We start from the raw sequence: 12,541 nt of genomic DNA on the forward strand, positions 1-12,541 counted from the left end.
ACTGGAAGAGCAGTTCAAGGCCGTGCGCGCCAACCCGCGCAAGATGAGCTTCGCCGAGGTCTACCAGGGCCTGCAGACCGGCGTGGTCAACGGCACCGAGAACACCTGGTCGAACTACTACAGCCAGAAGGTGCACGAGGTGCAGAAGTACATGACCGAGTCCGATCACGGCCTGATCGACTACATGGTGATCACCAACACCCAGTTCTGGAAAGGGCTGCCGGCCGATGTGCGCAGCGAGCTGGAGAAGGTCATGGCCGAAGTGTCCGTCGAGGTGAACAAGCAGGCCGATGCGCTCAACCAGAGTGCCAAGCAGGACATCGCCAAGGCCGGTACCACCGAGATCATCGAACTGACCCCGCAGCAGCGCGCCGAATGGCGTGAAGCGATGCGCCCGGTGTGGAAGAAGTTCGAGAAGGAAATCGGTGCCGAGCTGATCGAGGCGGCGGAGAAATCCAACCAGGGTTGATGGTCTGTCTGAAACACGAACGCCCGGCACGAGCCGGGCGTTTGCGTTATCGGGTATCAGCCCTGGTCGATGCCCTGCATCCAGCCCAGGCCGTCCTCCGTGCGGCCACGCGGCTGGTACTCGCAACCTACCCAGCCGGTGTAGCCGCAGTCATCGAGCAGCTGGAACAGAAACGGGTAGTTGATCTCGCCGCTGTCGGGTTCATGGCGATCCGGAACGCCTGCGATCTGCACGTGGCCGATGGTCGCCTGGTAGCGCTTGAACGTCGTGGCCAGATCGCCCTCCATGATCTGCGCGTGAAAGAAATCCATCTGCACCCTGAGGTTGGCGAGCCCCAGTTCGCTGACCAGCGCATGGGCTTCGGCCTGATGGTTGAGGACGTAGTGGGGGATGCTGCGATTGTTGATCGGCTCCACCAGCAGCATCAGGTCATGGGCATGCAGCCTTTCCCCGACATAGCGCAGGTTCTCGCGGTAGCAGTCCAGTGCAGCGGGGCGTTGCCCCGGATCGGCCAGCAGCCCGGCCATGGCATGCAGGCGTGTGCAGCCCAGCGCCAGGGCATAGTCGATGGCCAGATCCACGCTGGCGCGAAACTCGGCCTGTCGCCCAGGCACGGCGGCCAGGCCGCGTTCGCCATTGGCGAAGTCGCCGGGCGGCAGGTTGAACAGCACCTGGGTCAGGTCGTGGCGGTGCAGTTCCTCGGCCAGTCGTTGTGCCGGGAAATCATAGGGAAAGAGGAACTCCACGCCCTTGAAGCCGGCCTCGGCCGCACGGGCAAAGCGCTCGAGAAAAGGGACGTCGGTGAACAGCATGCTGAGGTTTGCAGCGAATCTGGGCATGAGTCGATCTCACCAGCGGGCGCCGAAGGTCTGGCGCAGTTCTTCGATCTGCTCGTCGTCGAGCAGGCGGACCGGCTGCTGGCGCAGCAGGAGGTAGAGCTTGGCCGTCTCTTCCAGCTCTTCGATGGCGTAGGCAGCCGCCTCCAGATTCTTGCCCGCTACCACCGGGCCGTGGTTGGCCAGCAGCACGGCGCTGTGGTTGCCGGCCAGCCCCCTGATGGCGTCGCCCAGCCTGGGGTCGCCGGGGCGGTGGTAGGGAATCAGCGGGAGACGTCCCACGCGCATGACGAAGTAGGGGGTCAGCGGTGGCAGGCAGGAGCTGGCGTCGAGGCAGTCCAGGCAGGACACCGCCGCCGAGTGAGTGCAGTGCAGGTGCACGATGGCCCCCGAGTCGTCGCTGCCTTCATACATGGCGCGGTGCAGGAACGCTTCCTTGGAGGCGGGCTTGCCCGAGAGATGGCGGCCGTCCCAGCTCAGCTTGGCGATGTCCGCAGGGTCGAGGCTACCCAGGCAGGCATTGGTCGGGGTCAGCAGCCAGCCGTCGTCGAGGCGTGCGCTTATGTTGCCCGAAGAGCCCGGACTGAGACCGCGTTCGTGCAGGGAGCGGCCAATGTTCGCGATGTCCTCGCGCAGGCGGTTTTCGTCGGTCATGGCAGAAGCTCCCAGGCCTTGAGCATGAAGTCGTCGCTGCCGAAGTTGCCCGACTTGAGGGCAAGGCTCAGCGGTAGCTGGCGCTGGTCGAGCGCCTGTGTCCAGGGCACGCCGGGGTCGATGCTCGGGCCGATGTGCAGCCCTTCGATCTGCAGTGCCTCAACCACGGCACCAGAGGTTTCCCCGCCTGCCACCAGAAGCTGGCCGAAGCCCTGCGTGGTGACCAGCTGTTGCGCGATGCGGGCCAGCGCCGACTCGATACGTGCGCCGCTCTGTTCGACGCCATAGTGCATCTGGATGCGTTGAAGCTCATGCGCCGGGCTGCTGGCATAGATCAGCAGCGTGGCGTCGAGGTCCTGTCGTCTGCACCAGTCAAGCGCCTCCGCCACCACCACGTCGCCGCGCTGCATCAGCGCTTCGGCATCGAGACGCAGGGCCGGATAACGGGCCTTGGCCTGCTCCAGCTGGGACAGCGTTGCCCTGGAGCAACTGCCAGAGAGGATGACGCGCCGGCCCTGGGCAGGGCGCAGTGCAGCGGCATCGGTCGAGATGTTCAGGCGGCCCGAGGCCTGCCAGGCGGCTGCCAGGCCTTTGGCCAGACCGGAGCCGGCGGTGACCAGCGGCAGCGCCGAACAGAGGCTGCCGAGCGTCAGCAGGTCCTGATCATCGAGGGTGTCGCAGACGGCGATGCCGACCCCCTGACGCTGAAGCGCCTGCAGGCGTGCCTGCGCCCGCTCCACACCGCCATGCAGGGCGCGGTAGTCCAGCAGGCCGACGCTATGCCGGGTTTGCGCCTGTAGCACACGCAGCAGATTGGCGTCTTTCATGGGGGTCAGGGGGTGATCCTGCATGCCGCTTTCGTTCAGTGGCACGTCGTTGGCGAAGAGGTAGCCGTTGAACACGCAGCGGCGATTCTCGGGAAAGGCCGGACAGGCGATGGTGAAACGGCTGTCGAGCGCTTCCAGCAGGGCGTCGGTGACCGGACCGATATTGCCCTGCGCCGTGGAGTCGAAGGTCGAGCAGTACTTGAAGTAGAACTGCTCGCAGCCCTGGGCGCGCAGCCATTGCAGCGCGTGCAGCGACTGTTGCACGGCCTCGCGGGCCGGCAGAGTTCGCGACTTGAGGGCGATCACCACGGCCTGGACATCGCCGAGCGGCAAGGCCTGAGTGGGAACGCCAATGGTCTGAATGGTCTTCACGCCGCCACGTACCAGCATGCTGGCGAGGTCGGTCGCGCCGGTGAAGTCGTCGGCGATGCAGCCTACTAGCAATGCCATGCTCAGCCCTCCGCGCGCTGGCTGGGCAAGTCGATGCCCGGGAATATCTTGGCGACGGCGATGTCGTCCTCGCGGCCAAAGCCGGAGGCACTGGCCTGCTTGAACATCTGGTGTGCGGTGGCGGTGAGCGGCAGGGGGAACACGTCCTGCTGGGCGCTGTCGAGCACCAGCCCCAGATCCTTGACGAAAATGTTCACGGCCGAGCGTGGGCTGTAGTCACCGGCCAGCAGGTGCGGTACCCGGTTCTCGAACATCCAGGAGTTGCCGGCGCTGTGGCTGATGACTTCGAACAACGCCTGCGCATCGCAGCCCTGGCGGATGCCGTAGGCCATGGCCTCCGCTGCTGCGGCGATGTGCACGCCGGCGAGCAGCTGGTTGACCAGTTTGATCTGCGAGCCCTGGCCCGCCTGATCGCCGAGTCGGTAGACCTTCGCTGCAACGGCATCGAGGCCTGCTTCGGCAGCGGCAAAGGCACTGTCGGGGCCGGAGGCCATGATGGTCAGTCCACCCATGGCGGCGCGCTGGGCCCCTCCGGATATGGGCGCGTCGAGCATCTGGACGTCCTGCTCGGCCAGACGCGCGGCAATCTCCCTGGCCCTGCTGGCGGCAACCGTGGCACACAGCAGCACGACGCTGCCTGGGCGAAGGTGCTTGCCGATGCCCTGTTCGCCGAACAGTACCTCGCTGGCCTGATCGGCGTTGACTACCACGATGAACAGCAGGTCGCTGCGTGCGGCCTGTTCGGCCAGCGGTCGCAGCGGCTGGCCCGTCTGCTCGGCGAACTGCGCCGTGACGTCTTCGCGAACGTCATGCCCCCAGACGGGCAGGCCGGCCCGAAGGAGTGAACGGGCCATGCCCAGGCCCATTGAGCCAAGGCCGATGACACCGCAGTAAGGCTGAGCACTATTCATCTGTGATACCTCTTGTTGTTGTAAGGAATCAGCTGTCGTCAAGCAGCGCCTTCGCGCCCCGCAGGCGCTGTTCTGCGTTGATCAGGTGGCGGCTGGTCGCCAGGCCTGCAGCCTGCGGATCCCCCGAACTGATCGCCTGCAGGATGGCGCGGTGTTCATCGTCCACCTGGCTCATGTAGGGAGGGTGCTTGGCTTCGTTGCGCCGGGTGACGCTGATGGCCCGGTAGAGCAACTGGTGCAGGAAGTCGACGGTGGCGACGAAATGCTCGTTGCCCGTGGCGACGACGATGGTTCGGTGAAAGGCGAGGTCTTCACGCACGCCGTCCTCGCCGCGCTCGACGGCGTCTTCCAGTTCTTCCAGCGCATTGCGTATCGCCCGGATGGCGGCCTTGTCGCCACGCTTGGCTGCCAGTTCGGCGGCCTTGATCTCCAGCGCACTGCGGATCTCGAGGATCTCGCTGACTGACTGGGTGTTGGCCTGAGGCGTATTCAGGCGCAGCGCAATGGTCGGATTCGGGTTGACGTAGGTGCCGCTGCCCTGACGTGAAGCCACCAGCTCCTCGCGCTTGAGCATGGAGATGGCTTCACGCACGACGGTGCGGCTGACCCCGTACTGAGTGCACAGGCTCTGTTCGGTGGGTAGACGGCTGCCTGCCTGCAGGCTGCCGTTCTGGATGGCTTGCGCCAGGCCTCGAGCAACGCGCTCGGCGAGTTTCGGCGTGGGTTCGCTCAGTGGTTGCACGGTTTTTCTCCGCAAAGAGGGGTAAGGGGGAAGTTTCCCATTTCCCGTCCCGGCTTGCGCTGACAATAAATTCATAATACAACATGACAAGTTCTCGTGAAGCGCTTTTCCAACAAAAAATATCGATGCCGGCGTGGCGTCGTTTCCAAAAAAGGGTAAGCACATGAACATCGTCGTCACTGGCGGAGCCGGGTTTCTCGGCCAGCGCCTCATCCATGCACTCCTGCAATCGGCCGCCAGCGACCTGCTGCCGGCTCATGCCCGTATCGTTTCCCTGGATCGGGTGGCCTGTCCGCTGGCAGACCCGCGTCTGCTATCGCGGGTCGGTGACGTGGCGGACAGCGCGCTGCTGGACGAGCTGATCGATAACGAGACGGTCCTGGTGTTCCATCTGGCTGCGGTGGTAAGCGGGCAGGCCGAGGCGGATTTCGACCTGGGCATGCGCGTCAATCTGGACGCCACTCGGGCGTTGCTGGAGGCCTGCCGGCAACGTGCTCGGGCGCCGAAGCTGGTGTTCGCGAGCTCCCTGGCGGTGTTCGGTGGCGAGCTGCCGGAGCGGGTCGGCGAGTCGCAGGCGACGATGCCGCAATCCTCCTATGGCGCTCAGAAGGCCATTGGCGAGTTGCTGGTCGCCGAGTATTCGCGCAAGGGTTTCATCGATGGGCGCATCTGCCGCCTGCCCACCATCTCGGTACGCCCCGGTGCGCCCAATGCGGCGGCATCATCCTTTGCCAGCGGCATCATTCGTGAGCCCCTGATGGGCTTGCCGAGCAACTGCCCGGTGCCGCTGGATACCCGTCTGTGGCTGTCTTCGCCGGAGCGGGTGATTGCCAATCTGCTGCATGCCGCACGCCTGGACGCCGCAGCGCTGGGGGCGCAGCGCACCCTCAACCTGCCGGGGATCAGCGTCACCGTCGAGCAGATGCTCGACAGTCTCGAACGCCTCGCCGGTGAGCCGGCGCGCGCACTGGTCACGCACCAGCACGACCCCCGCGTCGCCGCCATCGTCTGCAGCTGGCCAAGCGACTTCGATCTGCAGCGGGCGACTGCCCTGGGCTTCCAGGGGGATGTCGATTTCGACGCCGTGGTCGCCGCCCATCAACGCTGCCTGGAGGTGAATGCCGTCCGGTAGCACCCCGCGTCACCCATCCAAACAAGAATAAGAGGGTTCCTTCATGACAGACTCAATCGCGGTCTCCGGACCACAACTGATGGTGGGCCTGGTGCTGGCCATCGTGGTGCTCATCTTCCTGGTGCTGCGCACGCGCATTCATGCGTTGCTGGCGTTGGTCACCGCTGCCTCCATCGCTGGCCTGGTAGGCGGCATGGCCCCTGATGCGCTGGTGAAAACCATCACCAGCGGCTTCGGTTCAACCCTCTCCACCATCGGCCTGGTCATCGGCTTCGGCGTGATGATGGGGCGCTTGCTGGAGGTGTCCGGTGCCGGTGAACGCATGGCCTACAGCATCATTGCCTGGCTGGGCGCCAAGCGTGAAGAGTGGGCCATGGCGATCACCGGCTATATCGTGTCGATACCGGTGTTCTGCGATTCCGCCTTCGTCATCCTCAACCCTCTGGCACGCGCACTGGCGCGCAACTCCGGCAAGTCGGTGCTGACGCTGGGTATCGCCCTGGCTGGCGGACTGATGCTCAGTCACCATGCCATTCCTCCGACGCCGGGACCGCTGGGCATCGCCGGTATCTTCGGGGTGGACATCGGGCTGATGATGTTCTGGGGCATGGTCTTCACCGTGCCGTCGCTTTTCGTCCTGATCGCCTATGCCAGGATCATGGGGCCTCGCATCGAGCGCATGATGCAGCATGATGTCGAGGTCGACCCGCGCGAGACCTACGAGGCGGTGATGAGTCGCGCCCGCGAGCGGGATGCCGAGTTGCCGCCGCTGTGGCTGTCGGTCCTGCCGATCGTGCTGCCGATCGTGCTGATCTTCGCCAACACGCTGATCGGCGTGCTGGCCCGTTACGGCGACGGGGCGATTGCCCAGAGCCTGCCGGGTCAGGTACTGACCTTCCTCGGTAATCCGGTGATCGCCGTAGGTCTGGGCGTGGTGGCTGCCATCTATGGGTTGGTGCCGCGCATGCCGCGCGAGCAACTGATTGGAGAAATGGAGAAGGGCGTCGAAAGCGCCGGCATCATCCTGCTCGTGACCGGTGCGGGTGGCGCTCTGGGGGCGGTGCTGCGCGAGAGCGGCGGTGGGCAGTACATGGGAGAGCTGGTGGCCTCGCTGCCGATGCCGGCGGTGCTGATTCCCTTCGTGATCGCCACACTGGTGCGCCTGATCCAGGGCAGCGGCACGGTGGCGATGATCACCGCCGCGTCGATATCCATGCCGATTCTGTCGACCATTGCCGATGTGAACATGGTGTTCGCCGCTCTGGCGGCCGCCATCGGTTCGATGGTCTTCGGCTACTTCAACGACAGCTTCTTCTGGGTGGTCAATCGCATGCTCGGTGTACGCCAGGCCAAGCACCAGATCCTCACCTGGTCGGTGCCGACGACGCTGTGCTGGTTCACTTCGCTGGTCACGTTGCTGCTGTTCAATGCCTTGCTCGGTTGAAGGCCGTTGTCGAGCACGGCTGCCTGGCAGTAGGCGTCAGTAGGGCCATCGCGGTTGCTGTCCTCCCGCAGGAGGACAGCGCGGCAAGCGCCCTGGGCGAGCCTCAGAGCCCGGCTTCCTGCATCCACTTCGGCTTGGGGTAGCGGCGGTCCGACTTGCCTGCCTTGAGGATGGCGCCGGGTACGTCGTGGCCGATCAGGCCGGGCAGGGTGGCGGCGGCTTCGAGCAGTGCGTCGAGGTTCACGCCGGTGTCCAGGCCCATACGCTGGAACATGTGCACCAGGTCCTCGGTGCAGATGTTGCCGCTGGCGCCCGGTGCGTAAGGGCAGCCGCCGAGGCCGCCGAGCGAGGCGTCGAAGCGGTCGATGCCGGCGTTCAGCGCTGCCAGTGCGTTGGCCAGGCCCATGCCTCGGGTGTTGTGGAAGTGCGCGGTGAACACGGCCTCGGGCCAGCGTTGCAGTGCCGCGCGGCAGATGCGCTCGACCTGCGCCGGGTCGGCCATGCCGGTGGTGTCGCACAGGGTCACGCCCTGCACGCCGATGTCCAGCAGGCGCTGGATCAGCGTCTGCACGCGGCTCTCCGCCACCTCGCCTTCGAACGGGCAACCGAAGGTGGTCGACAGCGAGGCGTTGATGAACACGCCGCTGCCACGGGTGACTTCGATGATTTCGGCGAACTGTTGCAGCGATTGTTCCGGCGTCATGCGCAGGTTGGCCAGGCCGTGGGTGTCGCTGGCCGACATGACCAGGTTGATCTCGTCCACCGCGCACGACAGCGCGCGTTCGCAGCCCTTCACGTTGGGCACCAGCACGGTGTACTCGACACCGGCCACGCGCTGGATGCCGCGCATCACTTCTTCGGCGTCGCGCAGGTTGGGAATGGCCTTGGGCGAGGTGAAGGAGGTGACTTCGACCTTGGCCAGGCCGGTGTGGGAGATGCGGTCGATCAGGGCGATCTTGTCTTCGGTCGGGACGAAGGAGGCTTCGATCTGGAAGCCGTCGCGGGTGGCGACGTCCTGGATGTAGAGGCGTTTGCTCATGGGTAGATCCTTGCGGTATTGGCTGGCTGGGAGGCGCGCTTTCCATCCATTGCGGCGCTGACCGGCGGTGTCGTGGTTCTGGCGGACAAGCTTCGCGTTGTCCACCCTACGGGGCTTCGTCATTGCAATGAGCCGCGCCTGCGTAGGGTGGATGGCGCTTTTTCCATCCACCGCTGCGGTACCCGGCGGTGTCGTGGTTCTGGCGGACAAGCTTCGCGTTGTCCACCCTACGGGGCTTCGTCATTGCGATGAGCCGCGCCTGCGTAGGGTGGATGGCGCTTCTTCCATCCACCACTGCGGTGTCCGGTGTTGGCGTGGGTTTGTGTGGACAAGCTTCGCGTTGTCCACCCTACGGGTGCCGTGATCGCGGCTTTTGGGTGCTCAGATGATTCCGCGTTCGCGCAGGCCGGCGACCTGGGCCTCGCTGAGGCCGAGGCCGGCGAGGACGTCATCGGTGTGCTCGCCCAGCTGTGGGCCACCATTGCCGATGCGTCCTGGCGTGCGGCTGAGCTTGGGCAGCACCCCCGGCACTCGCAGCGGGCCGGCGCTGGTCTGCACCTGCTCGATCATCTGCCGCGCCAGGTAGTGCGGGTCCTGCACGATGTCGGCGGCGGTGTAGGGATAGCCGGCCGGTACGCGGGCCCCCTTGAGCGCTTCGATCACTTCGTCACGGCCACGCTGGGCGGTCCATTCGGCGATGGCGTTGTCGATCAGTTCGGCGTGCTGGCTGCGCCCATCGTTCTGCGCCAGGCGCGGGTCGTTGCCCAGGTCGTCGCGGCCGATCAGGCTCATCAGGCGCTTGTAGATGCTGTCGCCGTTGCCGGCGATCAGCACGTAGCTGCCGTCGTTGCACGGGTAGGAGTTGGACGGCGTGATGCCGGGCAGGGCGCTGCCGGCCGGCTCGCGGATGTAGCCGAAGGCGTCGTATTCGGGGATCAGGCTTTCCATCATGGCGAACACCGATTCGTACAGCGCCACGTCGATCTCCTGGCCCTGGCCGCTGCGCGCACGCTCCTGCAGGGCCAGCAGCACGCCGATCACGCCGTACAGCGAGGACAGCGAATCGCCGATGCTGATGCCGACGCGCACGGGCGCCTGGCCGGGATAGCCGGAAAGGTGGCGCAGGCCGCCCATGGCCTCGCCGATCACGCCGAAGCCGGGCAGGTCGCGGTAGGGCCCGGTCTGCCCGTAGCCGGAAATGCGCAGCATGATCAGTTTCGGGTTGATGGCCTTCAGTGCGTCGTAGCCCAGGCCCCAGCCTTCCAGCGTGCCGGGGCGGAAGTTCTCCACCAGCACATCGGCTTCACTCACCAGTTGGCGGACGATGTCCTGTGCTTCGGCTTCCTTCAGGTTCAGCGTCAGCGAGCGCTTGTTGCGCGACTGCACGTGCCACCAGAGCGAGGTGCCATCCTTGATCTTGCGCCACTTGCGCAGCGGGTCACCGATGCCTGGCGGCTCGATCTTGATCACGTCGGCGCCGAATTCGCCGAGCAGCTTGCTGGCGAAGGGACCGGCGATGAGCTGGCCCATCTCGATCACCTTGAGCCCCTGCAGGGCCATGTTGCCGTTGTTGCTTTGAGTCATGGCTGCACCTGATTTGCCTGTGCGTTTCTTGTGGTGCGCAGAATGGCGCAGTGAGGCGACTCGGACAATTGCTCAATGGCCAAGCTAGGCTTCGCGGCTGACGAAGTGTCATGCTGTAAACCGGCTTTGCCATGGCGATATGGCCTGGCTGCTTCGCCAGGCACGAAACGGAGAATCCTCATGCGGCGTATCGATTTCGTTACCCTCAAGCTGTTCGTGGCCATCGCCGACGAGCGCAGCCTGACCCGCGCCGCCGAGCGCGAGCACCTGGCGCTGGCGGCGGTGAGCAAGCGCGTCAGCGACCTGGAGAGCCAGCTCGGCATCGCGCTGCTCTATCGCCAGCCCAAGGGCGTCGAGCTGACGCCGGCCGGCCACGCCCTGCTGCACCACGCACGCAACATGATGGACAACCTCGAGCAGCTCAACGCCGACCTCAGCGAGTTCAGCGAGGGGGTGAAGGGCCACGTGCGCATCCACGCCAATACCTCGGCGGTGATCGAGTTCCTGCCCGAGGACCTGGCCAGCTTCAGTCGCCACCACCCGCAGGTGAAGATCGACCTGGAGGAGCGGGTCAGCAGCGAGACCCTGCGTGCGGTGCGCGAGGGCCTCACCGACATCGGCATCTTCGCCGGGCATGTACCGGCCGATGACCTGCAGGTGTTCACCTACCGCCACGACCAGCTGGTGCTGGTCACCCCGCGCGACCATCCGCTGGCCGGGCGTGACGGCCTTCATCTGCGCGAAGCGGTGGGCTACGACTTCATCGGCCTGCAGCAGGACGCCTCGCTGCACAGCCTGCTGCAGCACTCGGCGCACAATCAGGGCATGGCATTGCGCCTGCGCATCCAGGTGCGCAGCTTCGAGGCCATCTGCCGGATGATCCACACCGGCATGGGCGTTGGCGTCCTGCCGGACCTGGCGGTACGCACCTATCTGCCGGCGCTCGATGTGCGGGTGATCCCGCTGCACGATCCCTGGGCCAGGCGTGAGCTGAAGGTGGCCGTACGCAATCAGGACAACCTTTCGCTGACCGCGAAGCAGATGCTCGACCACCTGCGCAACAGTGGATCGGCAGGGGATGATCTCGCGTTGCCTTCGTGAATGCCGAAGGCTCGGTTGTTCAAATGTGAATTTCAGCGCAGAGGAGGGCGGGGTAGAGTCCGGGCCAATCGAAGGGTTTTCGCCCTCGACGCTCAGACAAAAACAACAGGAGCTTTCCATGAAGTTTTCATTCGTTCGTCGCGGCCTGGCTGGCGTACTCGCCGGCTGTGCCCTGCTTGGCGCACTGTCGGCCCAGGCTGCCGATCCGATCTTGATCAAGTTCTCCCACATCACTGCCGACAGCACGCCGAAGGGGCAGGGCGCGCTGCTGTTCAAGAAGCTGGTGGACGAGCGCCTGGCCGGCAAGGTCAAGGTCGAGGTCTACGCCAACTCCTCGCTCTATGGCGACGGCAAGGAGATGGAAGCCCTGTTGCTCAACGAAGTGCAGATGCTGGCGCCGGCTCCGTCCAAGCTGGAGCAGTACACCAAGCAACTGCAGCTGTTCGATCTGATGTTCCTGTTCGACGACGTGGCAGCGGCGCAGCGCTTCCAGGCCTCGGACAAGGGCAAGGCGCTGCTCAAGTCGATGGAAGACAAGGGCATCACCGGCCTCGCCTACTGGCTCAACGGCATGCGCCAGCTGACCGCCAACAAGCCGCTGGTCGAGCCTGCTGACGCCCGTGGGCAGAAGTTCCGCGTGCAGCCGTCCGACCTGCAGGCGGCGCAGTACAGCGCCCTGCGCGCAGTGCCGCGCAAGATGGCCTTCGCCGAGATCTACCAGGGCCTGCAGACCGGCGTGGTCAATGCCCAGGACAACCCCTGGTCGAACATCTACTCGCAGAAGTACTTCGAGGTGCAGAAGTACATGACCGAGTCCAACCATGCGATCGGCAACTACGTACTGATCACCAACACCAAGTTCTGGAACGGTCTGCCGGCGGATATCCGCGGCGAGCTGGAGGCGATCGTCGACGAGGTCACCGTCGAGGTGAACAAGCAGGCCGAGGCGCTCAATGCCAAGGCGCGCCAGGGCATCCTGGACACCGGCAAGAGCGAGATCATCACCCTGACCCCCGAGCAGCGTGCCCAATGGCATGACGCCGTGCGCCCGGCGTGGAAGAAGTTCGAAGCCGACATCGGTGTGGACGTGATCGAGGCCGCGCAGGCCGCCAACCAGTAATTTCCCCCCAGAGCCACCCCGGGCCCACGCACCCGGGGTGGTTCGCCATTCAGCACCGCCTAAGGCGGTGTTTGCCAATGACGAATATCCCGCGGGCGCCCGGCTCGGTTAGATTCGTCCGACTCCTGACAATCACAACAACCTCGCGGAGATGCCATGAACGCCTTGCGGCGCGCCTGGGAGCACTTCGAGGAAGGCTTCATCGCCTTTCTTCTCGCTGCCATGACCCTGA

At 65.1% G+C, this 12,541-nt stretch carries 12 protein-coding genes and 1 pseudogene; 6 read left to right on the forward strand and 7 right to left on the reverse strand.

The genetic code is table 11. The features are described 5' to 3' along the window. On the forward strand, positions 1-469 hold a 469-nt coding region (dctP, locus tag E4487_RS21825; protein WP_175254372.1), incomplete at its 5' end, for a TRAP transporter substrate-binding protein DctP. A 56-nt stretch (positions 470-525) separates the two neighbouring features. Here dctP and otnI read toward each other — a convergent pair. The 5 genes from otnI to E4487_RS21850 are packed head-to-tail and all read right to left on the reverse strand — an operon-like array spanning position 526 to position 4,889. Continuing rightward, positions 526-1,308 (reverse strand): 2-oxo-tetronate isomerase, encoded by a 783-nt coding sequence (gene otnI / locus E4487_RS21830; RefSeq protein WP_175254373.1) that lies wholly within the window; start codon positions 1,306-1,308, stop codon positions 526-528. Between the two features lie 9 nt (positions 1,309-1,317). Further along, on the reverse strand, positions 1,318-1,959 hold the full coding sequence (gene otnC, locus E4487_RS21835) for a 3-oxo-tetronate 4-phosphate decarboxylase (RefSeq protein ID WP_175254374.1): 642 nt from the start codon (positions 1,957-1,959) through the stop codon (positions 1,318-1,320). Beyond that, positions 1,956-3,236, reverse strand: coding sequence for a 3-oxo-tetronate kinase (gene otnK, locus E4487_RS21840; RefSeq protein ID WP_175254375.1), 1,281 nt, complete (start codon positions 3,234-3,236; stop codon positions 1,956-1,958). The genes otnC and otnK overlap by 4 nt, the downstream gene beginning before the upstream one ends. Positions 3,237-3,238: 2 nt before the next feature. After that, positions 3,239-4,189, reverse strand: coding sequence for an L-threonate dehydrogenase (gene ltnD, locus E4487_RS21845; protein WP_373921560.1), 951 nt, complete (start codon positions 4,187-4,189; stop codon positions 3,239-3,241). Further along, positions 4,176-4,889, reverse strand: a complete 714-nt coding sequence (locus tag E4487_RS21850; RefSeq protein ID WP_373921561.1) for a FadR/GntR family transcriptional regulator — start codon at positions 4,887-4,889, stop codon at positions 4,176-4,178. Before E4487_RS21850 ends, ltnD begins: the two co-directional genes overlap by 14 nt. A gap of 163 nt (positions 4,890-5,052) precedes the next feature. Between E4487_RS21850 and denD the strand changes: the two genes are divergently transcribed. Beyond that, complete coding sequence (gene denD, locus E4487_RS21855; RefSeq protein ID WP_175254378.1) at positions 5,053-6,021, forward strand: D-erythronate dehydrogenase; 969 nt, start codon at positions 5,053-5,055, stop codon at positions 6,019-6,021. A 43-nt stretch (positions 6,022-6,064) separates the two neighbouring features. After that, a complete protein-coding gene (locus tag E4487_RS21860; protein ID WP_175254379.1) occupies positions 6,065-7,465 on the forward strand; it encodes a GntP family permease in 1,401 nt (466 codons plus the stop codon). A gap of 103 nt (positions 7,466-7,568) precedes the next feature. On the opposite strand, the gene E4487_RS21865 is transcribed toward E4487_RS21860, so the two are convergent. Continuing rightward, positions 7,569-8,504 carry a hydroxymethylglutaryl-CoA lyase gene (locus E4487_RS21865; protein ID WP_175254380.1) on the reverse strand — a complete coding sequence of 312 codons (936 nt, stop codon included), beginning with the start codon at positions 8,502-8,504 and terminating at the stop codon, positions 7,569-7,571. Positions 8,505-8,885: 381 nt separating this feature from the next. After that, positions 8,886-10,088 (reverse strand): CaiB/BaiF CoA-transferase family protein, encoded by a 1,203-nt coding sequence (locus E4487_RS21870; protein WP_175254381.1) that lies wholly within the window; start codon positions 10,086-10,088, stop codon positions 8,886-8,888. 180 nt (positions 10,089-10,268) lie between these two features. Between E4487_RS21870 and E4487_RS21875 the strand changes: the two genes are divergently transcribed. The 3 genes and pseudogenes from E4487_RS21875 to E4487_RS21885 all read left to right on the forward strand — a co-directional run. Further along, positions 10,269-11,189, forward strand: a complete 921-nt coding sequence (locus E4487_RS21875) for a LysR family transcriptional regulator (protein ID WP_037057457.1) — start codon at positions 10,269-10,271, stop codon at positions 11,187-11,189. 118 nt (positions 11,190-11,307) lie between these two features. Continuing rightward, positions 11,308-12,309: a DctP family TRAP transporter solute-binding subunit gene (locus E4487_RS21880; protein ID WP_175254382.1), complete on the forward strand. Its 1,002-nt coding sequence runs from the start codon at positions 11,308-11,310 to the stop codon at positions 12,307-12,309. 156 nt (positions 12,310-12,465) lie between these two features. Then, positions 12,466-12,541 (forward strand): annotated as a pseudogene (locus E4487_RS21885) (C4-dicarboxylate ABC transporter); the annotation flags it as partial.

Origin of the sequence: Pseudomonas sp. BMW13 (genome assembly GCF_013357275.1) — a bacterium.
Taxonomy (GTDB): domain Bacteria; phylum Pseudomonadota; class Gammaproteobacteria; order Pseudomonadales; family Pseudomonadaceae; genus Aquipseudomonas; species Aquipseudomonas khazarica.